General features: G+C 49.2%; 21 protein-coding genes. 2 read left to right on the plus strand and 19 right to left on the minus strand.

Annotated elements, in window-relative coordinates:
* The first annotated feature begins 40 nt into the window (after positions 1–40).
* A complete protein-coding gene (locus LWL52_RS07050) occupies positions 41–814 on the plus strand; it encodes a DUF695 domain-containing protein (RefSeq protein WP_242918285.1) in 774 nt (257 codons plus the stop codon).
* On the opposite strand, the gene LWL52_RS07055 is transcribed toward LWL52_RS07050, so the two are convergent.
* Positions 815–1,570 (minus strand): O-methyltransferase, encoded by a 756-nt coding sequence (locus tag LWL52_RS07055; RefSeq protein WP_242918288.1) that lies wholly within the window; start codon positions 1,568–1,570, stop codon positions 815–817.
* Positions 1,571–1,903: 333 nt separating this feature from the next.
* Positions 1,904–2,290, minus strand: a complete 387-nt coding sequence (gene apaG / locus LWL52_RS07060; protein WP_242918290.1) for a Co2+/Mg2+ efflux facilitator ApaG/CorD — start codon at positions 2,288–2,290, stop codon at positions 1,904–1,906.
* 101 nt (positions 2,291–2,391) lie between these two features.
* Between apaG and ung the strand changes: the two genes are divergently transcribed.
* A complete protein-coding gene (gene ung / locus LWL52_RS07065; RefSeq protein ID WP_242918292.1) occupies positions 2,392–3,054 on the plus strand; it encodes a uracil-DNA glycosylase in 663 nt (220 codons plus the stop codon).
* A gap of 238 nt (positions 3,055–3,292) precedes the next feature.
* Here ung and LWL52_RS07070 read toward each other — a convergent pair whose 3' ends face one another.
* The 17 genes from LWL52_RS07070 to LWL52_RS07150 all read right to left on the minus strand — a co-directional run bounded on the left by LWL52_RS07070 (position 3,293) and on the right by LWL52_RS07150 (position 22,196).
* Positions 3,293–4,153 carry an alpha/beta hydrolase gene (locus tag LWL52_RS07070; protein ID WP_242918294.1) on the minus strand — a complete coding sequence of 287 codons (861 nt, stop codon included), beginning with the start codon at positions 4,151–4,153 and terminating at the stop codon, positions 3,293–3,295.
* Positions 4,154–4,252: 99 nt separating this feature from the next.
* On the minus strand, positions 4,253–4,858 hold the full coding sequence (locus tag LWL52_RS07075) for a hypothetical protein (RefSeq protein WP_242918297.1): 606 nt from the start codon (positions 4,856–4,858) through the stop codon (positions 4,253–4,255).
* A 191-nt stretch (positions 4,859–5,049) separates the two neighbouring features.
* The gene (lepB, locus tag LWL52_RS07080; RefSeq protein WP_242918299.1) at positions 5,050–6,156 is read right to left on the minus strand and encodes a signal peptidase I; all 1,107 of its coding nucleotides are present in this window, start codon (positions 6,154–6,156) and stop codon (positions 5,050–5,052) included.
* A 15-nt stretch (positions 6,157–6,171) separates the two neighbouring features.
* Positions 6,172–6,888, minus strand: coding sequence for a 4-hydroxy-tetrahydrodipicolinate reductase (dapB, locus tag LWL52_RS07085; RefSeq protein ID WP_242918301.1), 717 nt, complete (start codon positions 6,886–6,888; stop codon positions 6,172–6,174).
* On the minus strand, positions 6,885–7,397 hold the full coding sequence (locus LWL52_RS07090; protein WP_437179350.1) for a DUF5683 domain-containing protein: 513 nt from the start codon (positions 7,395–7,397) through the stop codon (positions 6,885–6,887). The genes dapB and LWL52_RS07090 overlap by 4 nt, the downstream gene beginning before the upstream one ends.
* A gap of 132 nt (positions 7,398–7,529) precedes the next feature.
* A complete protein-coding gene (locus LWL52_RS07095) occupies positions 7,530–8,444 on the minus strand; it encodes a ParB/RepB/Spo0J family partition protein (protein ID WP_242918305.1) in 915 nt (304 codons plus the stop codon).
* 13 nt (positions 8,445–8,457) lie between these two features.
* Positions 8,458–9,240 carry a ParA family protein gene (locus tag LWL52_RS07100; RefSeq protein ID WP_242918307.1) on the minus strand — a complete coding sequence of 261 codons (783 nt, stop codon included), beginning with the start codon at positions 9,238–9,240 and terminating at the stop codon, positions 8,458–8,460.
* Positions 9,241–9,286: 46 nt separating this feature from the next.
* Positions 9,287–10,021, minus strand: a complete 735-nt coding sequence (locus tag LWL52_RS07105; RefSeq protein ID WP_242918309.1) for an FkbM family methyltransferase — start codon at positions 10,019–10,021, stop codon at positions 9,287–9,289.
* Positions 10,022–10,028: 7 nt separating this feature from the next.
* The gene (locus tag LWL52_RS07110; protein ID WP_242920670.1) at positions 10,029–10,709 is read right to left on the minus strand and encodes a metal-dependent hydrolase; all 681 of its coding nucleotides are present in this window, start codon (positions 10,707–10,709) and stop codon (positions 10,029–10,031) included.
* Between the two features lie 702 nt (positions 10,710–11,411).
* Positions 11,412–12,227 carry a YsnF/AvaK domain-containing protein gene (locus LWL52_RS07115; RefSeq protein WP_242918311.1) on the minus strand — a complete coding sequence of 272 codons (816 nt, stop codon included), beginning with the start codon at positions 12,225–12,227 and terminating at the stop codon, positions 11,412–11,414.
* Between the two features lie 88 nt (positions 12,228–12,315).
* Positions 12,316–12,876 (minus strand): YsnF/AvaK domain-containing protein, encoded by a 561-nt coding sequence (locus LWL52_RS07120; RefSeq protein WP_242918313.1) that lies wholly within the window; start codon positions 12,874–12,876, stop codon positions 12,316–12,318.
* Between the two features lie 458 nt (positions 12,877–13,334).
* The gene (locus tag LWL52_RS07125; protein WP_242918315.1) at positions 13,335–14,408 is read right to left on the minus strand and encodes a 3-oxoacyl-ACP synthase III family protein; all 1,074 of its coding nucleotides are present in this window, start codon (positions 14,406–14,408) and stop codon (positions 13,335–13,337) included.
* Positions 14,409–14,717: 309 nt separating this feature from the next.
* On the minus strand, positions 14,718–15,242 hold the full coding sequence (locus LWL52_RS07130; RefSeq protein WP_242918317.1) for a DUF6438 domain-containing protein: 525 nt from the start codon (positions 15,240–15,242) through the stop codon (positions 14,718–14,720).
* Positions 15,226–15,816, minus strand: coding sequence for a hypothetical protein (locus tag LWL52_RS07135; protein ID WP_242918319.1), 591 nt, complete (start codon positions 15,814–15,816; stop codon positions 15,226–15,228). Before LWL52_RS07135 ends, LWL52_RS07130 begins: the two co-directional genes overlap by 17 nt.
* A 136-nt stretch (positions 15,817–15,952) precedes the next feature.
* Complete coding sequence (gene yidC / locus LWL52_RS07140) at positions 15,953–17,785, minus strand: membrane protein insertase YidC (protein WP_242918321.1); 1,833 nt, start codon at positions 17,783–17,785, stop codon at positions 15,953–15,955.
* Positions 17,786–17,814: 29 nt separating this feature from the next.
* Positions 17,815–19,443, minus strand: a complete 1,629-nt coding sequence (gene pyrG / locus LWL52_RS07145; RefSeq protein WP_242918323.1) for a CTP synthase — start codon at positions 19,441–19,443, stop codon at positions 17,815–17,817.
* A gap of 263 nt (positions 19,444–19,706) precedes the next feature.
* A complete protein-coding gene (locus LWL52_RS07150; protein WP_242918325.1) occupies positions 19,707–22,196 on the minus strand; it encodes a zinc-dependent metalloprotease in 2,490 nt (829 codons plus the stop codon).
* Positions 22,197–22,234 lie beyond the last annotated feature (38 nt).

Raw genomic sequence — 22,234 nt, forward strand, 5'->3', positions numbered from 1 at the left:
TGCTGCGGTGCACTTTTTGTTTTCATGCGTAAGCAGTAATATGAGCGCCAACGATTATAGCCCTGCCTGGGAAGTATACTTTTGCCATATAGAAGAGCAGCCCGCCTTTGTGAGTACAGACCTGGGCCTTGCCGAGATGGCGCCCATTGCCTCGAAGCCGAACTTGATGGAAGTAGCCGTAGCCCTGCGCACGGCCGATGAGAGCGGGTTCCCTGAGGCAGCTGAATGGGGCATGCTCGAAAAGATTGAGGATGCCGTGGTGCAGCTGCTGGAGGAGCAGCTCGAAGCACTGTTTGTAGGAAAGACGCTGCACAGCGGCAAGCGTGGCTTATACTTCTACGGCGAGCAGACGCTGGCCCTGGATAACTGCGTAGAGGAGATCAAGAAGAAATTCCCGGATTACCTCATCGTGTCGCAGGCCACCGAAGATGCCGATTGGGAAGTATACTTCAATTACCTCTACCCCGATGAGGAAAGTATGCAGCGCATCCAGAATACACGCGTGCTGCAAGAACTGGAGGAGCAGGGCGATCAAGCGTATGTGCCGCGCCCCATCACGCATTATTTATACTTTCAGACAACCGCTGAACGGCAAACCGCAGGAAAGTCGTTGGAAGAACAGGGGTATACGTTGGATGCCGTGGTAGAGGAGCCGGAAGAGGAGGTTTATACCTACAAACTGGTGGTTACCCGGCCTGATAAAGCCGACGAAGAGACGATCAACGAAGTAACCAGTGCGCTGCTGCGCCTGGCCCGCCACCACAATGGCGAATACGATGGTTGGGAAGCACCTGTGATTACAGACAACGCCTGATCAGAAGGCCAGTGTAAAATGCTCTTTGGGTTGCGTGCTGCGGAAAAAGACCAGCCCGACAGCAAACAGGTCTACGGTCTGGCATACCTGTGGATGGGCTTTTATCTCCTGCCAGGCCCGCTTCATTTCCGCCGACCAGTAAATATCATCTACCACAAAAACGCTGTTTTCGTGGCGCTTGCCCAGGCAGGCGTTAAAATAGCGCATGGTCGGCTCGTAACGGTGGTTGCCATCAAAGAACACAAAATCCAGCTGGCTTAATTGCTGCAGTTGTTGTGGCAGCGTATCGTTCAGGTTGCCTTCTATCAGGCGTATATGCTGCAATCCAAGGTTCCGGAAGTTCTCCGTTGCCACGCCACCAATTGCGGGGCACCCTTCAAACGTATATACCTGTGCCTGCTTTCGGGCTTCGGCCAGGTAGGCAGTCGTAATGCCCAGGGAAGTGCCCAGGTCAAAAATAATGTGCGGCTGGAAATGGTTTACCAGGCGGAACAGCAACTGGCCATACTTGGCGGGCTTGGCAGAGGTGCGGGCGATGTGGCTTACCTTACGTAGGTGCTTTTGCCCCCGCTTCGGACCGGCTCCGAAATCAGTTACCTGTAGGTTGCGGGTGTCGTGCAGCAACTCCTGGCGAAGCTTTTCTACGCGGTCATAAGCCCCGAAATGCCCATCATGGCGAAGTACATGATTATAAAGCCCGAAAATAAAAGGGGAGTGGACGCCATGCAGCTTAAAAGCCCGCAGGCGATAACGCACGTAATCAGCAGCTATGGTCAGGAAATACACTGGCTAGTAGGAGGGATGTATGACAAAAATGATAGATACCGCGAAGTATGGCTGGATCGTTTGTTGCTGTTACCGTAGTTGCTTAGCTTTTCAGACAAAATTCAATCGGCTCAATTGGCCCTTTCTGGCGCAAACGTCCGCTTGTGCCTATACCTACAGTTGAATTCTACCTGAAAACAAATATCGTAAACAGCCTGGGTCAAGCAGACGCTTGCACCATTGAATGCCTTCAAATCCTGTTAATTATACTTATAAACCCCAAGTAGCTTTACTGCTGCATTTAAAGTATAAAACTGCAAATCTTTAGTTGAGCTTGTACGGCACAACCAGGGTAAACTCCGGAATGGTGGCATTGAACTGTTTGCCGTCTACCAGGCGTTCCATCAGGTACGTGCCGCGCATTTTACCCATTCCGGTCTTCAGGTTGCATCCCGAGACGTATTCATGCGACTCCCCGGGCTCCAATGTAGGCTGCTGCCCCACAACGCCTTCGCCTTCCACTTCGCGCACCACGCCGGTCGAATCGTGGATATACCAGTGCCGGCGCAGGAGCTTCACGGTAAATTCGCTGTTATTCTCTATCTTTATCTTATAGGCAAAAACAAAGTGCTGCTGCACCGGACTGGAATAATCCGGCAGGTAGTTGGTGGTAACCGTCACTTTTACACCTTCTGTTGTTTTTGTATCCATGTTTCAGAGTTTTATGTATACTGAGGAAACCGTACGCAGCATAACCTGGCAACGGGAGCTGGGGCTTCCTGTATTTGCAACCCAATTTCCCATACTAACTCATGAATGTAAAGATAGAAGAAAGCTGGCAAAAAGTGCTACAAGATGAATTTGAAAAGCCGTATTTCCATCAGCTTGTGTCCTTTGTTAAAGACGAATACACTTCTCAAAAAGTTTATCCGGCAGGCAATCATGTTTTCAATGCTTTTCTGCTGTGTCCGTTCGATAAGGTGAAGGTTGTGATCCTGGGGCAGGACCCTTACCATGGCCCTAAACAAGCGAACGGCCTTGCTTTTTCCGTGAGTGACGATGTACGCATTCCGCCCTCATTGCTCAATATCTTTAAGGAGATAAAAAATGACTTGGGCAAGGACATGCCGGCAACCGGCAACCTGGAGCGTTGGGCCGAGCAGGGCGTGCTGTTGCTGAACGCTACCCTGACCGTGCGGGCAGGCGATGCAGGCTCGCACCAGAAAAAAGGGTGGGAGGAGTTTACTGACGCCGTTGTGAAAAAGGTAAACGACTTGAAAGAACACGTCGTGTTTATGTTGTGGGGCGCTTATGCCCAGAAAAAAGGGGCTTTTATAGATGAAAGCAGGCACCTGGTACTGCGGGCTGCCCATCCCTCGCCGTTTGCCGCCGACCGGGGTTTTTTCGGAACGCACCACTTCAGCAAAGCCAACAAGTACTTAGAGGCGCACGGCGAAAAACCCATCAACTGGTAAAAGAGTAAGGCTATTAACCAGTGTGGAAGTATAGCCGGTCTTTTATTTTCCTTCCGTAAAAAGCCTAGAAGATAGTTAACTGAGAATTCTAGATAGCAAAAAGAGCACTCCTGTGGTTCAATTAAAACCGCAAGAGTGCTCTTTTTGTAAAACTGTTAAGCCGAGGGTTCCCGTTTGTTCAGGCCATAAATATTAGAAAGCTATGCCTCAACTCACTAACAACCATACGGGCAGGGGATTATTCTTTTAAAGCTTTAAATTGTCTGAAAGCATTGGAGACGGCCTGGTGCATGATGGTAGCATGATCTTCCTGCGGCAAGTAGTCAAATAGCACCCGCACGGTTTTACTCTTTGTAGCCTGAATTTTGTCTGCCAATACGTTTGCATCTACTTCCATCACCCTTGGGATAGCCGTTGTTGTAAGCCCTTCCTTGCCGACACTGATGTAAATATCCGTTAATTGCTTAAAGGATGCATTCAGTATCTCGGGGTTCTTGTTTAATAGCGAGCCATTATCCCACCATAAACTCGGGCTTACGATAATATACTTATTGAAAAGAGTAGGATTTTGAAACAGGATCTCCGTGGCCAACAGCCCGCCCAGCGACTGCCCGATCAGGGTTTTAGAAGATGTCGTTTTAAACTTTTTCTCTATAAAGGGCTGTAGCTCTGTTCCTATAAAGGAAATAAAAGCATCCGAATGCCCGGTGGTCGGATACTGTTTCCGGTCTGCTTCGATCGTAGTTGGATAAGTAAAGTCTCTTCTTCTATCCACTGTGGCAATGCCAACTACAATAGATTTAGGTACGATGTTGATCCATTCAAAACTGTTGTATTGCACCAGCCCGACTATGTGAATAAAATCTTCGTTAGCTGAGCCGTCCAATAAATAGATCACCGGGTATTTTACGCTGTCTGCCGGGTTATACCCTTCTGGCAGGTAGATGTTTAAGATCCGCTTCTCGCCTAATACTTTTGAATGAAGCTCGTGAATTTCGCCAAGTATAAAAGGCTTGCTTTTTTCTGCTTTCTTAGCTTTTTGCCCAAAAGCGGCTATCGTGAAAAAGCTAAGACATAATAAGACCAGTATTTTTTTCATTTGGATTGTGAATGTAGGTGTTTTAAAATGAGGTTTAACGTATTCGTGCTATAATGTGGGTGAGGCGTAGCCGAATCCTAAATTATGCACCTTGTTAGACTATTTCTTTTCTGTTCGTTCAGGGAGACTGTTCAGGAGTTCAGCACACAACTTATTAGCTATAAGTCCAAGTTCAAGGCTCAAAATTGACAACGGTCTTTGGGTTAGTTTTTGCCGATCAAAGTAAGGTTTCTCATTTAAGAATTTATTCCTGACTATATATTCCGTAACTCGCATTAGGTCCTTATCAGAAGAACCTGCCTTTGCCTTAGCTTTATTGAGCAAATCGGTTAATCTGGCTTCTGTTTTCAACTCTTTATAAATTAGTATCCCTTTCTCACCACTTTCTCCTGGGTTCATAAAAGTGCCATTTTCAGCTATCCCTCCGGTTTGTTCTATATACTTCATTGCTAGTGTATCTAGCACCATAGCGATTTCAAGTATATCCTGGTGAAGTTCTGGATTATGGCTCTGTGGAATTCTGGCCTCAATTAAAGGATAGTAATCAAAGCTGTTTGATAGATTCATACCGACAGCATAATATGATAAGTCTTTTAACTCTTCTTGTGTCAGGGAAGCTTGTCTGTCAGTACAACTTATTACAAGAAAAGAAAATGATAATAGAACGATAAAATACGTCTTAAAAGGGTAAAGTTTCAGCATCACTATTGTTTATGGTTAAGATTTAGTCTAACTATAGTATATCCGTCACGATGACGTTTATCAGCTTTATGTGCTGAGTGCAGCAGTTTGATTCTTTCTACAACTATTAAATATATACAGATTTAATTCATTCACCTATAACAACAAAAAAGCCAGGCTTCTCCGCCTGGCTTTTTGTTGTTATACTTGTGTGCTTAGTCGATGATATGGAACAGCCTGTTCCAGCGGATCTTGTGCAGGAAGTCACCTTCCGGGTTCACCGACATCCAGATCATCACGGCTTTACCAACCACATGGTCTTCGGGCACATAGCCCCAGAAGCGCGAGTCCTCGGAGTTGTGGCGATTGTCGCCCATCATAAAGTAGTAGTTCTGCTTAAACGTATACTTATTAGTTTCCTTGCCGTCGATGTACAGCTTGCCATTTTCCACTTTCGCATTGTCGTTGTGCTCGTAGTCTAGTATCACCTTCTGGTAAAAAGGCAGCGAAGCTGGTGTGATAGCAACCGTAACGCCTTCCTTTGGTATATAAATGGGGCCATAGTTGTCGGCATTCCACTCATACTTGCTAGGCATTTGCGGGAAAACCGCCGGATCAGCTTTGCCTGGCAATTGCTTGAGTAAGATCACCTCTTTAATGATGTCGAGCTGGCTCATCTGGCTGGCAAGCTCCGGCGTGGCATCTACCACATAGCCGCCTTCATAAGGTTGAATATCGTTCAGGTTGATGTTGCGGTCCTGGAAGAACTTTTGCCCCAGCTGGGTGGTCGGTATCAGCAGATACTTATACTGCATCTTGGCTGGGTTTTCGATCGCTTTGCCGTTGATGTATACCTGCATGTCCTTAATCTGCAGCGAATCGCCTGGCAGGCCGATGGCGCGTTTGATATAGTTGGTGCGCAGGTCGGCAGGGTGCTGTTCTTCTGGCGGGTAGTTAAATACTACTACATCGAAGCGTTTTACCTCCGAAAAGCCTGGTAAGCGGTGCGGCTTCAGCTGGATGGCATCGGAGTAAGCCGGAATGTTGGTACCCCAGATGGTTTGGTGCGTGAGCGGGATCTGCAGCGGCGTGATAGGGGTGCGGGGGCCATAATGCAGCTTGCTCACAAACAGAAAGTCGCCTACCAGCAGCGATTTTTCCATGGAAGGAGTAGGGATCGTATAGGCCTCGAACGTAGCCCAGCGGATCAGGCTGGCCGCGATAACGGCAAAAAGAATGGCATCGCCCCATTCGCGGGCAAAGCTTTTCTTCTTTTTCGGCGTTTTTGTTTCAGGCTTGTTACCCAGAAATTTAACTTTCATCTGCTTATACTAGGATTATAGATTCAGCATGTCCTTCATGCCGTAAACGCCCTGGCGCCCCTGCAGCCACTCGGCAGCCATCAGCGCGCCCTCGGCAAAGCCGGCTCGGCTGTGGGCTACATGGCTCAGTTCAATGGTATCTACCTCCGAGCTGTAGGTAACCACATGGGTGCCCACTACATCCGGCGCACGCTCCGAAGTGATGTTTAATTTACCTTTTTCTGTTGGATTATCACCTACCCAGCCGCTTAAATTCTTGTAGCTGGCCAATATGCCTTCGGCCGCCGTAATGCCTGTGCCGCTGGGTTTATCTACCTTCTGCAAATGGTGTATCTCTTTTACAGCCACATGATAGGCCGGATACGCCTGCATTTTGCTGGCAATGTATTCGTTGAAATGAAAAAACAGATTAACGCCTACGCTGTAATTGGAGGCATAAAAGAAAGCGCCTTTTTGTTTTTCGCAAAGCGCTACGGCTTCGTCATACTTGTTCAGCCATCCCGTAGAGCCGACTACAACCGGTATTTGGTGGGTAATGCAATAGGAGATATTGGCAAAGGCTGCGTCGGGATGCGTAAATTCTATGGCGACATCCACATTATCCGCCGTATAGCGCTGCAGCTCGTTGGTGGTAGTATGATCTATGGTGCCGGCAATCTGGTGGCCTTTTGCTAGGGCCATTTGCTCGATGGTTTTGCCCATCTTGCCATAACCAATCAGTAAAATTCTCATTTTGTGTTGGTAGTAGTATACAGGGTAAGGGTAACGCCCGGGGTAAAGCTGTTGGTGTGCGGCACCCGCATCAAATCGGGTTGCAAGCGCAGGCTCAGGTTATCGCCAACATCAAACTGCTTCATGTGGGCATGCACGTAGGCTTCGGCGATCTGCAGGCCGTAAGCGCCAATGGATAAAAGGATCGTTAGGTCGCGGTTGCGGCGGTAGAAGTCGCGGCTATAGCGCAGGTTCTGTGTGCCCCTGGTGTTACTTACGCCATAGATGGGACTATCCACATACTTGTCGGTTTTAGTAGCTCGCTGAACAACGGCCTCTCTGAAGTCCTGGTACTTGTTGTTATTATCGATCCAGTAATAACCCAGCACAGCGGCAGTGCCATACACAATGGGCAGCTTCCAGTAGCTTTTGTTGTAGATCTGGCCGCCTCCAGGTATAACCGCAGAGAAAAAGGCAGCTTTGGCCGGCTTATCCCAGCGGCTCAGGAAAAAGCCTTTTTTAGCATTCAGGGTATCCGCTACAGGAACAACTACTGAGTCGGGGCCAGCCGTAATGCGTTGCCCGTGCGCAGCAGGAGCGCTAAGGTATAACGTTATACTTAACAGAAAAGCCGCAGCACCGATGTTGAGCCTCATGTAGCGTTAGTAGTTTAGGATCTCCAGTATCCGGTTCAGCTCCTCCACCGACACAAACGGGATCTTGATCTCGCCTTTGCCGTCGTTGTTGGCTTTCACCAGTATTTTGGTGCCGAATTGCGAAGAAAGCTTTGTTTCCACGCCTTTTAACTCCTCGTCATACTTGTTAAACGAAAGCTTCTGCTGCATGTCCGGCTTTTTATTGGCATTCTGCAGGTTACGCACCAGCTCTTCCACCTTTCTAACCGACAGCTCGCGGGCCACTACTTCCTTAAATACGTCCAGTTGCTTTTCAACCGTGTCGATGTTGATCAGCGCACGCGCATGTCCCATCGTGATGACGTTGTCTCTCAAAGCGATCTGGATATCAGGCGGCAGCTTGAGCAGACGCAAGTAGTTGGTCACCGTTGTCCGTTTTTTGCCGACGCGGTCGCCCAGCTCTTCCTGTTTCAGGCTGCACTCGGTAAGCAGGCGCTGATAGGAGAGGGCTATTTCGATAGCGTTCAGGTTTTCGCGCTGGATGTTCTCGATCAGCGCCATTTCCAGCATCTGCTGGTCGTCAGCTTTCCGGATATAGGCCGGAATAACTGTGAGGCCGGCAATTTTGGATGCCTGGTAGCGGCGCTCCCCGGAGATCAGCTGGTAGCTGTTCTCATCGAGCCTGCGCACCGTAATGGGCTGTATGATGCCCTGGATTTTGATAGACTCCGCCAGTTCTTCCAGCGCGGCCTGATCGAAATGCGTGCGCGGCTGGTAAGGGTTGGTCTGGATCTGCTCAATAGCTATATCAGCGATGGTATTGACAGTGTTTAAGGTTTCAGAATCAATTTTGCCAGTATACTTGTTTCCCTCCAGAAGAGAGTTAAGGCCACGGCCGAGGCCGCCTTTGCGTTTAGCAGCAGAATTTTTGTTATCCGACATGTACTCTTTAAAATTATTTCGCCAGCTCTACGCTGTTTTTCTCTGCAATTTCGCGGGCCAGGTTTAGGTAGCTTAAAGCGCCTTTGCTTTCTGCATCATGCAGCAGGGCAGGGATCCCAAAACTAGGCGATTCGCTCAGCTTCACATTCCGCGGAATGATCGTATCGAACACCATCTGCTGAAAATGCGTTTTCACTTCTTCCACCACCTGGTTACTCAGACGCAGGCGCACATCATACATCGTGAGCAGGATGCCCTCAATGGCCAGCTCCGGGTTTAGGCGCGACTGGATGATCTTGATGGTGTTGAGCAGCTTACCCAGGCCTTCCAGGGCAAAATACTCGCACTGCACCGGGATCACCACCGAATCGGCTGCGGTCAACGAGTTTACCGTGATCAGACCCAGGGAAGGGGAGCAGTCGATGATGATGTAATCATACTGCTGTTTCATGGGCGCAAGTGCCACCCGCATTTTTTCTTCGCGGTTGGGCATGTTGATCATCTCTACTTCGGCACCTACCAAGTCGATGTGTGACGGAATAAGGTCGAGGTATTCGATGGAAGGCGATTTAAGGATGATGTCTGCCGCCTTAACATCCTCTACCATGCACTCGTAAATGCTGCTGGTAATGGTGGCCGGGTCAAAACCCAGGCCGGAGGTGGCATTTGCCTGCGGGTCAGCGTCAACCAGGAGCGTTTTAAACTCTAAAGCCGCCAAACTAGCCGCCAGGTTTATGGCAGTGGTGGTTTTTCCTACGCCGCCTTTTTGGTTGGCTACCGCTATTATTTTTCCCATGTTATTCTAATAGGTTATAAGCCGAAAATATGGCAATCAAATGTTCTTAATCAAACATTTGATTATGAACATAAAGTGCATTAGCAAAATTCTCCCCATTTTTAATGAACTGATTTGAGACATCATACATGGAATGAAAATTGAAATTATAAGTTACCAGGTATTCATTTAACTCAGTAAACTGGGTATTTCTTCTATTCTTAACATTAAAACCAACTTCAGCTAAAATCATCTTAATTTTACCTGACTCTAGAAAGTACTGAGCCCCTTTTAAAACTTGTAATTCGTACCCTTCGGTATCAATTTTTAAAAGGTCTATGCTATCTATTTTATTAAGAGAGCAGTAAGTATCAAGCTTTAAAACCTTAATTGTTTCTTTGCTGGCATCGCTGTTTCTATTCATCGAATTTTGATTAAGCGAATTCAGAACAGAGAGTTCTCCTTCAAATAAACTTATTTCTTCGGTTGAGTCGGAATCACCCAGAGCTATGTTTTCTAAAACAATATTTTTTTTACCGTCTAAATTACAAACTAGCTGTTTATAAGTTGAGCTTACCGGTTCAAAGGAATAAATTTTAACATCCTTAAAAATGTTGTCAAAGTGTATGACGGTCTGGCCTACATTTGCACCTACATCAAAAATTGTTCTAGGTGAAAATTTTAATCTAGTATAAATATCAACAGATAAGTCAGCTCCGATTGGCAAATACCTCTTCTTATAAATCCAATACCCTGTAATTTCTGTTAACAGGTTCTTTAGTTTATGTGAGAGATAAGCCATGGTATACTTACAGGTTTATAGTTTGATCTATCTCCATCAAAATAAGTTCCTTGGCTGCCATCTGCGCCACTTCCTTCACCTCGTCTTTGTCTATTTTGATGTAAGGGAACGTGTCGTAGTGCATGCCGATCACCCGGTCTACCTGCACAAAATCGGCAGCGATCATGGCATCGTTAATGTCCATAGTAAAGTTATCGCCGATCGGCAACAGTGCAAAATCCAGATCGAACTGCTCAGGTATGAGCTTCATGTCATAGGTTAGCGCCGTATCGCCGGCAAAGTAGAAGGTCTGGGTTTCCGTTTCGACCACGTAACCGGTGGCTACACCGCCGTAGGAGCCATCCGGCATAGAGCTGGAATGTATGGCTGTCACCATTTTAACGGTGCCGAACGGGAGCGTTACTTTACCTCCGGGGTTAAGCGGATGCGTTTTTTCCACGCCTTTGTTTTCAAACCAGCTGGCTACTTCAAAGTTGGCGATTAGGGTGGCATTGTTGTTTTTAGCGATGCGCTCGGCATCAGCCACATGGTCGCCGTGCCCGTGCGAAAGCAGGATGTAGTCGGCTTTGATGCTATCCACGTCTATTTCCGAAGCAAGTTCGTTCGGCGAAATAAAGGGATCAAATAGAACACGATGCTCCCCAATTTGAAATAAGAAGCAGGACTGTCCGTAGTATGTTATCTCTATCATGTTGCTCGTTTTACGCTGGGATCAGCTATACATATAGCTTACATCCTGCACAAAGATACATTTTTTTACCCAATTTAGGAGGACCAAACCGGTACAGAGAGGGTATATTTATCCACACTTTTTGTGCACATTTTCCTGTTTATTGCAAGGTTAACAAGGAACGACTAAAAAGAATTTAAAGTGTAAAATACCCGGCCTCCTGCTATTTCTTTGCGGGTTTATAACCCAAAGGCTGTAGGCCTGTAGGCAAGCTACTGGATTTTAAATATAGATCATACTATATATTTCGATGTGCTGTACTGATCAGAAAGGGGAAGATGAAACTTCCTGGATGTGATGAACATACTTAAACATATAAATTATTTAACGGCTTGTAAAATGCTAAATAGTAGGCAGGTATAAAGTATGCCTTGTGTACTTCCAGCGGAATGGAATTCATACATTAGTACAGCTAAATGGAGTATAGTGGTAAGCTGCATTGGTTTAAGTAATTCCTTTCCAGCATGTTTTATTCAGATAGATTGTATGCAGCTAGCCTTCAAGCTTATTCTATCCGCATACTTGCTAAATAAGTAGCGATCTCTTTGTGAACTACGATCAAGGTAAGCAAGTATAGGACAAGTATGAAGCGAATGCTTCAGTAACAAAAAAGGACAGCTACACAGGCAGCTGTCCTTTTTTATACCTCAAACAAATAGGTTAAACGTTCTCCGGGCCTCTGCGGGGATCGTTTAAGCGGTCTCTGTCGTGGAGCTTATCAATTTCGACGTCCTGTTTACGTTCGGTTCCCCGAACGGTCTCCTGGCGTTCTTCTGTCGTTTTGTTCAGTCTCACTTCTTCCACTACCCGGGCTTCTTTGTTCACTACCGGCACTTCGGCATGCTCGGTCATGGTAATTTCGCCTTCCTTAAAGTTTTCGAGGTCTCGCTCGTTAGCCGGGCGATTTACGGGTCTGCGTTCTACATCGATGTGCTCTTGGCGCAGGCGCAGGCGCTCTTCTACCGGGCGTTCCACAATGCGGCTCCTGATATGCACGCCGCCTGTTTCTACTTCGCGCTTGCCCACCTTCATTTTTTCTTCTACTATCGGAATAGCGTTATTGGAGTTTATCCAGTTACCTCTTTTTTCCTGGGGCATGCTGCGGTATTTCTCGGCTCTGTCGTTTACATCAATGGCGCCGCACTTGTCTAGCAGTTCGGCAGCCTTTTTTGCCTGCTCCCTGCTTTCGGCATGTACTGTCAGTATGGATCCATGCTCCGCTACTTCTGCATACTTTTGGGATTCATCACGGTCATCGAACAGTGAACCAAAGAAATTTTCTGTTCCGCGGGCGTTCTCTACAGGCCTGTCAGGTGCTGCAGCGGGCGGGGCCATCCTGTTCTCATTTCTGTCGCGTAAGCCGTTCACGGTCAAGTCAATGTGGTCGCTTGGGATACCGTGTTGCATAAGTTCCTGCGCAGCCACCTGGGCGTCTACGCCATAATCAAAAATTCCTATTACAGTTTGTTTTTCCATCGTAGTTGGGTTTTATGTTACACAATCTCAGGCCAGCTCAGCTGGCCTGCTTCGGGAACGAAGCGTGGCTTATTCCCTGTAAAAAATATTATCTTGGTCTGTCAGCACTGTTTCTGTCTTCGCGGTTTACCTGAATTTCTTCTTTGCGGAGCGTTACTTCCTCCGGTTCATGGGTGCGTACCACGCGTTTGGTTACATGCAGTTCTTCCACCAAAACCAGGCGCTTTACCACCACAGCCTCCTCGCGCATCACCGGAATAATGGTTGTGTCACCTTCATACCGGATTTCAGGAGGGGCCTCCACATACTTGTTCACCGCAATCCGTTGCACGTCTATTTCCTCATGTGTGGTAGGGACGTCAACCGTCACCCGCTCTTCATGCACATTTTTAGAGATGTGCACCCGGCCAGTTTCCACCACCCGCTTGTCGATGCGGACATTCTCCTCAATAACAGGGATGATGTCGGATTCTTCGGTTCTGCTGCGGGGTTGTCTGTTCGTGTCATATTCCGCCGGCCTCGGAGCAATATCATCTCTGGCAGCAACATCATCCGTTTGCGGCGGGATGGGTGCATTGGCAGAGGTGGCCATGCTCTCGCGGAGCTTTTCTTCAAATTCGGATTGTATTTTTTTAGATGACTTGCTCATTTTCGTTCTTTATTAGCCGTTTTAAATATAGCTATTCAGGGTGGATTGCATTTAATTGCCCCTGTAGTTTTGTACGATGGCAACCGGTTTGCGTTCAGAAAAGATAAATTTTACCAGGCGTAAGCAGGGTGCAGTATGTAGAAAAGCGCCAAACCCATACCACTGATGAAATGAGAATCGGAAGGATAGCTGGTAAAAGATTCTACGCTCCCGGATTGACAGGTTGGTTTTGAAAAATGTGGGTTTGAGGGCCGGTTTCGGGACGCCGGTTAGAAATTCAGCAGGGGCAAGAAGAAGTATAAACCTGATCTGCAGCAGCCAGTTTGCGGATGGGAAGTATGGCTTGGCGCCAGCTTTAAACAGGGAGAACACAAGTATGGCCGGTGCCGGAAAACAGAAATCTGCTTACCGGCACCGGCCATACTTTTGCATTTTAAAAGAAGCGTTACTACAGGCGTTTATACTCGGTAGCAGATTGCATTGATGTTCATGCCGGCGCCAACAGAGGCAAAGAGTACAAGATCACCGGGCTGCAACTCATGCTCATCGTCTTTCCCTTTCCGAACCAGGTCATACAAAGTGGGCACGGTGGCCACAGAGCTGTTGCCCAGGTAATGGATGCTCATGGGCATAATAGCTTCCGGCAGTTCCCGTATGCCGTATAGTTTGTACAAGGCCTGAATGATGCCCTCGTCCATTTTCTCATTGGCCTGGTGGAGGAATACTTTTTTCACGTCCCCGATGGATACGCCGCATTTATCCAGGCAGTTCTTCATTGCCTCGGGCACCAGTTTTATCGCATATTCATACACTTTGCGGCCCTTCATTTTGATGTAGCGCACACCAGGCGTACATTCAGGTGCATACGAGGTAGCCATGTTGATGTAGTAAGCCTCATCCAGACTATGGCTAAGCGCGCTGCTACCCAGGATGCCGCTGCCGGTTTCAGGCACTTCCCGGTATTCCAGCACCGATGCGCCGGCCCCGTCACTGAAGATCATACTATCGCGGTCGTGCCGGTCGATTACGCGGGAGAGCGTTTCGGCTCCAATCACCAGCGCTTTTTTGGCGATGCCGGCTTTGAAAAAGGCATCTACCTGAATCACCCCCTGCACCCAGCCCGGACAGCCAAAAAGAATATCATAGGCCACGCAACCGGCATTCCGGATGCGGAGATTATGCTTCACGCGGCTTGCCAGCGAAGGCACGGCATCCGACTGCACAGTGCCCGCCACTACATTGCCAAAGTTATGGGCCACGATAATAAGATCGAGGGTTTCCGGATCGATGCCGCTGTCTTTCAGGGCTTCTTCGGCAGCAAGGGTGGCAATATCAGAGGTGGTCAGGTGCTCCGCCACATAACGCCGTTCGGCTATGCCAGTAATTTTCTGAAACTTCTCCACGATCACCTCCGGCGCAGTGCCGATGGGCGCATTGTTTTCGGTGAAAAAATCGTTAGCTGTAAATTCCTGATTCGTTTTTACCTCGGTGGGTATATAACTTCCTGTGCCTGTTATGACAGATCGCCACATAGTAGTATGCATAAATAAAAAAATAATGAAACCCGTTGTTGTTTCGCTTGGTCGGGGCAATGCGCAAGGCTGTTTTCAGGAAACAAGCTCCTGGCAAGCGCCCGGGAAACAACAGAATGGGAAACCCCGCCAAAGACCATTTAGCTCAAGGGTTTAATATTATACTGACAATATATATTTTAACCAACTCTTACGCAAGCAATGTAAGTTGTTTTTTGCTGTAAAGCAGGCGGTTTGCACGATTTGTTTTGCGCATCATTAGAGAGCCGGTAGCTGGTGTTATACTTGCTGGCGCAATTCCCGCAGCTGCTACTTTTCTTTCTTTGCAATCAGTTCGGTCAAAAGGGTTTCCAGCATTTTTTGAAACTGCAGCAGCTCGGGCGGGCCGCCCTGCTGGTGCTTGATGCGTTTGGCTACTTTGCCATCGAGGTAAAACGTAAAGTTAGTGACGGGTCTGTCTGTTGCCCGCGAGAGGTAAGTAGGCTGCAGGGACGTATAATGAAGCGAATCAATTTCCTGCCGGAGTTGCTGCAGGGCCGGCTCGGCCAAGTGCAAGTATAACGTATCGGCTGCGGGAGCATACTGGTACCCGATGTAGGTGATGCTACCGTTTTCGTAAAAGGTGGCTTCATAAGCCGGGCAGGTACCATAGCAGGGCGGTTTCTGAAAGAAAAGCAACGGCTGCGCCGGTGCTTTTCCGGCTGCTTGATCAGGAGCTGCCGCCCGGCACCCGGCCAGCAGCCCGGCACAGAGGCCTGTCAGGAGAAAGCGCAGCAGGATGGGGCGGAGCAACGGGCCGGAACGGATCATACCTGGGTTAATGTGCTGGTTCAACTTTTTTGAGCTTCCCATCCACAAACTCATACGCTTGTGGCGAGCAATCATGGCACTGGCTGTAATCTATAGTCGAATCGGGCGGATTTACGATTAGCAGGCGGCTGTTGGCGTTAAAGCGGGCGCCCATGCTGCTTTGTACTTTGTCCAGCACCATGCCGGTTTCACGGTCTATGACATAATGCGTCTGACAACTAGTGCCGCAGCCTACCGAAACCACCGTATACTTGCCCGCAAAATTAACACCTTCTTTCAATCCTTCGCGCAGAGCCGAGCGGTAGGTCCGGGCATCAGCGCTACCTGCTTCGTTCAGCTCCGATAGCCGGCCATGGTAGAGTTCTTGTACGCCATAGCTGCCGCTGTTTTCATATTCCTGCAGCGTAATGCGGTACTGGTCGTACAAACCGGGGTTTTCATCTGAAGAGATGGGCGTTTCCACCGAATCGCGTGCCAGTTGTTTCTCCAGTTTGGGGTGTGTGCTGGCAATCGATTTATCTTCGTCTGTGCCCTGCTGGCAGGCAACCGTGGCAAGGGCAAGCAGCAGGAAAGCAGGTTTAAGCAAATTCTTTTTCATGGTTTCAGGTTTGTAGCTTTTCATACGTGGCCGCAGCAAGTATAGCCAATAAAAAAGCCTTTCCGCAACCGGAAAGGCTTTTTATACTTAGATCAAGGCACCTGTTTATACTTGCGTAGCAGCAGGTGTCCTTTCCTTATTTCTTGGCTTTTTTCTTCTGCTGCTCTTTTTCCTGCGCTGCGCGCATGGCTTCCTGCATACGTTCTGTAAAAGAAGGGCCGCTGGTTTTTTTCTTATCCTTGCGTTTTTCCTTGTTCTCTTCCAGTTTGGCGCGCACCTTGCCTTCATCCACAAATCTGCGGATAATGGCCTGCTGGCTGAAGGTCACCATGTTCGACATGAAGTAGTATAAGCTCAGGCCGGCAGGGTAGGAGTTCAGCACGAACATGAAGATAACCGGCATCATGTAGCTGTAATACTTCATTGGCCCCTGCATGGTGTTCACCTGGTTGTTCGACCAGGTATACAGAATGGTCGAAGCCGTCATCAGCAAGGTGAACATACTCACGTGGTCGCCATAGAACGGGATGGTGAACGGCAGCCTCATAAACACATCATAGGTCGAAAGGTCTGTCGCCCATAGGAACGACTCCTGGCGCAGCTCAATGGAGTTAGGGAAGAAGTTGAACATGGCAAACAAGATCGGGATCTGCAGCACCATCGGGATACATCCGCTCATCGGGTTCACCCCCATTTCGGAGTACAGCTTCATGGTTTCTACCTGCGTTTTCTGCATGTCGCCATCGTTGCGCTCCTTAATGGCATCGATCTCAGGCTTGAGCACCTTCATCTTGGCCATCGACAAGTAGGACTTATAAGTAAGCGGGAACAGGATGGTTTTGATGTAGAGTACCAGCAGGATGATGATGATACCGTAGTTGGCGATGTAGTTCTCCAGGAAGTCGAACGCCGGAATGATCAGCCATTTGTTTACGTAGGAGAAAATGCCCCAGCCCAGGTCCAGGTTGTGGTCAAACTCATAACCTACGCTTTTGAGGATCTTGTAATCTTTCGGACCGAAGAAGTACATGAACTCTCCTTTGCCGTTCAGCACGTCCTGCGTCGGGATGAGAATCTGGGAAGCCACAGTTTTCACCACCGACGAATCGGCCAGGTCAACAGAAGTATGCAGGGATGCGCCGGCAAAATTGTTGCTGGCAATGATGCCCGCTACAAAGAAGTTCTGCGTATTAGCCACCCATTTTACCGGCTCGTTTACCGTTACATTTTCTTCTTTATCGGAAGGAGAGATCTTTTCAAAGCCATCAGCTACGGTAGCATAGTTGATGCTTGACTTGTGGCGGTTCTGCGTTAGGTCGCGCTCCAACTGCTTCAGGTTGTCGTTCCAGGTAAAGGTCATGTTGGTGCCGCTCACCTGGCCATTCAGACCCTGGAATTTAAGCTTATAGCCCAGCATAAAGCTGTTGTCATACAGCGTGTATACCTGCTCAATGTACTGGCCATCACCCAGCGTAGCGCGGTAAGCGATGGTTTGCGCAGGGCCTGTTTCGCTCTGAACCGTCTTCACGCCGGAGGGGGTAAAGTATAAATCAGACAGTTTTACCTTGCGGCCATCGTTGGTGGTAAAGGCCACGTCGGTTTCGCTGCTTTTGCTGTCGAATAGGTGGAGCGGCTTGCCTTCGTATGTTTTATAGTTCTTCAGCAACACGTCTTCTACCTGGCCGCCTTTGCTGGTAAACGTGATCTGCACATCCTGGTTCTGGATGGCAGTCGTACTGGCCTCGCCGGTGGCAGCAGCGCCAAAAGCGCCCAGAGCGGTAGCTCTGCGTGCCTGCGCCAGCGAGTCGTCTGCAGCAGTTGCGGTAATGTTGTGCGCTTGCACTCCCTTGGCTGTCTGTTCAATAGCCGCCTTCTGCGTCACATCCTTTTCCTTCCCTGCAAAAAAGAAAGAGTAGGCCAGTAGCAGTACGGCGATCAATCCAAAGCCAATCGCTTGATTTCTATCCATTTAATACTTCTTGAATTGTGTTTATTTGCTTATTTAGATTTTGCGTTATTAACAGCCGCTTTCATGATTGCCGCTTTCACGAACTTTACAAAAAGCGGGTGCGGATTCAATACAGTGCTTTTCAGCTCGGGGTGGTACTGTGCCGCCACAAACCACGGATGGTTCTGCAGTTCGATAATTTCCACCAGCCCTGTGTCTGGGTTTATACCGGTAGCCATCATACCCGCCTCCTCAAAAGCAGCTAAGTATTTGTTATTGAACTCATAACGATGGCGGTGGCGTTCCGAAATACGGGGCTTCCCGTAAATAGAATAAGCCTTCGATCCTTTTTTTAGTTCACAAGTATAGGCACCTAATCGCATAGTGCCGCCTTTTTGGGTAATTTCTTTCTGATCGGCCATCATATCGATCACCGGGTGCGGCGTTGCAGGGTCCATCTCAGTAGAGGCAGCGCCTTCGAGCCCCAGCACGTTGCGGGCAAACTCCACAGCCGCGCATTGCATACCCAGGCAGATGCCAAAGAAAGGGATGTTATTTTCGCGTACATAGCGGATGGCCTCCAGCTTGCCTCTGAAGCCGCGCTCCCCGAACCCGGGGGCTACCAGCACGCCATCCATGGTGCGCAACAGGGCACCCACGTTCTCATCGGTTATATTTTCTGACTGGAACCACTTGATATTTACTTTGCACTCGTTGGCGGCACCCGCATGTATAAACGATTCTACAATCGATTTATAAGCATCCGGCAATTCCACATACTTGCCTACCAGCGCAATATTTACTTCAGCTGTCGGGTTTTTAAGGCGGCCCAGAAACTCTTTCCAGCTATCCAGGTTGGGTTCTGCTTTGTGGGTGAGCTTCAGCTTGCTCATCACGCGCTCATCCAGCTTTTCTTTGCGCATGAGCAGGGGCACGTCGTATATCGTTTCGGCATCCAACGACTCGATCACCGAATTGATGGTCACGTTACAGAAAAGAGCGATCTTTTTGCGCAGGTCTGTCGGAATCGGATACTCCGAGCGGCAAACGAGGATATCAGGCTGCACGCCAGCTTCGGAAAGATCGCGTACTGAGTGTTGGGTTGGTTTTGTTTTCAGCTCGCCGGCCGCTTTCAGGTAAGGCACCAGCGTCAGGTGGATCACACAGGATTCGTGCACGCCCAGGTCCCAGCGCAGCTGGCGCACTGCCTCAATGAAGGGCAGCGACTCAATATCGCCTACACAACCGCCAATCTCCGTGATCACAATATCAAACTCGCCTGTCTGGCCCAAAAGCAGCATGCGGCGCTTGATCTCGTCAGTGATATGGGGTACCACCTGCACGGTTTTGCCCAGGTAGGCGCCTTCGCGCTCCTGCATGATCACATTATAATAGATACGGCCGGTGGTGACGTTGTTTGCCTGCGAAGTAGCCGTGTTGAGGAAACGCTCGTAATGCCCCAGGTCCAGGTCAGTTTCTGCGCCGTCCTCGGTTACAAAGCACTCGCCATGTTCGTAGGGGTTCAGCGTTCCCGGATCGATGTTGATGTAGGGGTCAAATTTCTGAATAGTTACAGAGTAGCCTCTCGCCTGCAGCAACTTAGCAAGAGAAGCGGAGATGATGCCTTTACCGAGTGAGGAGGTAACGCCCCCTGTAACAAAAATATATTTAGCAGCCATAAGTTAGGTTAAGTCTTATGGACTGCAAAGTTAGGCTATTTATTTGATTATACCGCCATCGGGTGCATTGTTGTAACATTTGTATAGGATATCTTTCTTAATTATCAAGCAAAGCGCTTTTATTTTGGGGATTGGGTTCATGCCATACTTGTTCTGTTGCTCCTGATCGTAAAGGTGCCTAGTCCTATAATCGGAGGAGTGCCCTAAAACAAAAATCCCCGGCTCGTGGGCCGGGGATTTTTTATTGGAAGTATAAGCAAGGGTTATGATTTTGGATTCAGGATATTGTCGATGCGGACAAGGGCATCCTGCAGGTGGTACTTCGTCATGGCATCTTTTGTTTGCGGCAACGATGATTTGATCTGGTTACGCAGCAGGCTCAGCTCGCCACGCACCAGCGGGCGGATATCTGACTGCGCCACATTCACGGTCGAAGCGCTGGCACGGCTCATACCCGGTCTCGAATTCTCCTGGTCTTTCATCAGGAAAGCCATGCGCTCCAGGTAGCCGCGCTGCAGGTTGCGACGATACATATCGATGGTTTTTCCCGAGCCGATCTCAGCCCAGACGCCGTTGCGAACGTCTGCCATCATTTCCGGCAGGGTATAAGCGCTGTTGCCCAACATGGCCTGCGTTTCCAGCAGACGTGCCATGCGGCCCGGCTCCAGTACGTTGTTCAGGATGTTTACCTGTGCATTGCGCACACGCTCCACAGCCCCGTTGCTTTCGATCTTGCGCAGGATGTTGTCGTCCAGCATCCAGGTAGGGGTGGCAAAGCCTTCCGTGTTCAGGAATTTAACGGCACGCTTCTGCTTTTCTTTCGGCACAGCTGCGTACACATCGCCTTTCTGGTCGTAGGTTTTGTAATTTTCATACACCCCGCCGATGTTAGCCGTTACGTGGCCCATGTAGCGGTTCCACTGGCCCAGTACCTGACCGTACATTTCCTCCAGATCGTCGTAGTTCTTGTTGCTCTCGCCGGTCCATTCGATGAGCTTGGGCATGATGCGCTTCAGGTTTTTGATGCCGTAAGTGCTGGCCAGCATCGCATCATCACCCAAATCTTCTGTCTGCGACGAAGGGTCAATGGTGTTGAACTGCTGACGACCGAAACGGTACATCGGGTCGTTTTCTTTTTCACGCACCCACTTGACTAATTTTTCGGTGTTGTCGCGGCCATTGGTTTCCGGGAAGTAGGAATAGCCCCATTTCACAGAGTACTTGTCGTATGGTCCGATGCCCGGCATCAGCGCCACGCCCTTGTCTTCCGGCTGTGCCACGTAGTTAAAGCGGGCATAGTCCATGATAGACGGCGCCGTACCCATTTCCTTGGTGAACTTGGCATCGCGCAGCTTCTCTACCGGGTAGGCCGCGCTGGAGCCCATGTTGTGCGGCAAGCCCAAGGTATGGCCCACCTCGTGAGAGGACACAAATCGGATCAGTTCGCCCATCACTTCGTCTTTGAACTTCACGCTGCGGGCATCCGGGTTAATGGCCGCTGTCTGTACAAAGTACCAGTTGCGCAGCAGGTTCATCACGTTGTGGTACCAGCCGATGTGGCTTTCCAGGATCTCACCAGAGCGCGGGTCGTGCACGTTCGGGCCGTAAGCATTCTGCGTTTCAGAAGAGAAGTAGCGGATAACCGAGTAGCGCGCGTCTTCGGTGCTGAACTCCGGATCTTCTTCGAAGCTCGGCGGATCTTTGGCAATGATGGCATTTTTGAAGCCGGCAGCCTCAAAGGCCTTGTTCCAGTCCTCTACGCCTTGCTTCAGGTAAGGGCGCCATTTCATTGGCGTAGCCGGGTCGATATAGTAAACAATAGGCTTTACCGGCTCTACCAGTTCGCCACGGGCATAGGCTTCCTTGTCTTTTGGCTCCAGCTTCCAACGTACGATGTAGCGGCGCTTGGCGGCCCGCTGTTCGTCGGTGCCGTAATCGGTTTGCGAAAGGGTGAAAAAGCCAACACGCTGGTCGAACGCACGGGCAGCCATCGGCACTTTCGGCAGCAGCAGCATGGAGTGATTGATCTCCAGGGAGATTGTACCGGCGCTGGAGTTTGCCGGCGGCTCGGAGGCCTCGTACGTCATTAGCGACCGCGCCTCGATGTTCATCGGGAAGCTTTTCACGCCTTCAATAAAGGAGCGTTTGTCGTCCAGGCGCTTTACTTTATACTTGTCGCGGTTCTCTTTGTCGAGGCCTAGGGCGGGCACGTCTTTGGAGAAAAAGTCAGTTACTTCTACTACCGAGGTGCCCTTGTTAAAGGCTTTGATGTCGAAGGCCTGGATAACAGGAGCCAGGTTGGAATTTTGTACCGAGTGAAATATTTCCAGCGTGTCGCTGGCTACGTTCTGGTAGGAGATGAGGCGCAGCAAAATGCGGTTTCCTTTTTTCTCCCAGCGCAGCATCTGGCTGTTGAGCTCCTCGCCGCCATAGCCAATGTTAGTAGCTGTTTTGGCAATGCGGCTCACCATCAGCATATCGCGGTTTAGCAGCGTATCGGGGATCTCATAAAAGTACTTCTCGTCGATGCGGTGCACTTTAAACAGGCCGTCGTCGGTTACGGCTTTGGCCGTGATAACATCGCTGTAAGGGTGTGGGCCGCTTTCTTCTTTTTTAGATGGGGCTGCGGGTGCAACCGTTTCCTGCTTGTGCTTTTTTTTCTTTTTGCTTTGCTGCGCATGCGCAGAAGGCGCCAGCAGGGTGCCGGCCAGAAGTAAAGCAGCCAGCGGAAGGTGGCGTACAATTTTACTCATGAGGGTGAATTAAGAAATAGGATTAGTTTAGAGGCTTA

The sequence above is a fragment of the Pontibacter liquoris genome, from assembly GCF_022758235.1.
Classification (GTDB): domain Bacteria; phylum Bacteroidota; class Bacteroidia; order Cytophagales; family Hymenobacteraceae; genus Pontibacter; species Pontibacter liquoris.

Coding starts and splice junctions, on each gene's coding strand:
- LWL52_RS07050 (WP_242918285.1), top strand. CDS start 41: ATGAGCGCCAACGATTATAGCCCTGCCTGGGAAGTATACTTTTGCCAT.
- apaG (WP_242918290.1), bottom strand. CDS start 2,290: ATGGATACAAAAACAACAGAAGGTGTAAAAGTGACGGTTACCACCAAC.
- ung (WP_242918292.1), top strand. CDS start 2,392: ATGAATGTAAAGATAGAAGAAAGCTGGCAAAAAGTGCTACAAGATGAA.
- LWL52_RS07070 (WP_242918294.1), bottom strand. CDS start 4,153: ATGAAAAAAATACTGGTCTTATTATGTCTTAGCTTTTTCACGATAGCC.
- lepB (WP_242918299.1), bottom strand. CDS start 6,156: ATGAAAGTTAAATTTCTGGGTAACAAGCCTGAAACAAAAACGCCGAAA.
- dapB (WP_242918301.1), bottom strand. CDS start 6,888: ATGAGAATTTTACTGATTGGTTATGGCAAGATGGGCAAAACCATCGAG.
- LWL52_RS07095 (WP_242918305.1), bottom strand. CDS start 8,444: ATGTCGGATAACAAAAATTCTGCTGCTAAACGCAAAGGCGGCCTCGGC.
- LWL52_RS07100 (WP_242918307.1), bottom strand. CDS start 9,240: ATGGGAAAAATAATAGCGGTAGCCAACCAAAAAGGCGGCGTAGGAAAA.
- LWL52_RS07105 (WP_242918309.1), bottom strand. CDS start 10,021: ATGGCTTATCTCTCACATAAACTAAAGAACCTGTTAACAGAAATTACA.
- LWL52_RS07115 (WP_242918311.1), bottom strand. CDS start 12,227: ATGGAAAAACAAACTGTAATAGGAATTTTTGATTATGGCGTAGACGCC.
- LWL52_RS07120 (WP_242918313.1), bottom strand. CDS start 12,876: ATGAGCAAGTCATCTAAAAAAATACAATCCGAATTTGAAGAAAAGCTC.
- LWL52_RS07125 (WP_242918315.1), bottom strand. CDS start 14,408: ATGTGGCGATCTGTCATAACAGGCACAGGAAGTTATATACCCACCGAG.
- LWL52_RS07135 (WP_242918319.1), bottom strand. CDS start 15,816: ATGAAAAAGAATTTGCTTAAACCTGCTTTCCTGCTGCTTGCCCTTGCC.
- yidC (WP_242918321.1), bottom strand. CDS start 17,785: ATGGATAGAAATCAAGCGATTGGCTTTGGATTGATCGCCGTACTGCTA.
- pyrG (WP_242918323.1), bottom strand. CDS start 19,443: ATGGCTGCTAAATATATTTTTGTTACAGGGGGCGTTACCTCCTCACTC.
- LWL52_RS07150 (WP_242918325.1), bottom strand. CDS start 22,196: ATGAGTAAAATTGTACGCCACCTTCCGCTGGCTGCTTTACTTCTGGCC.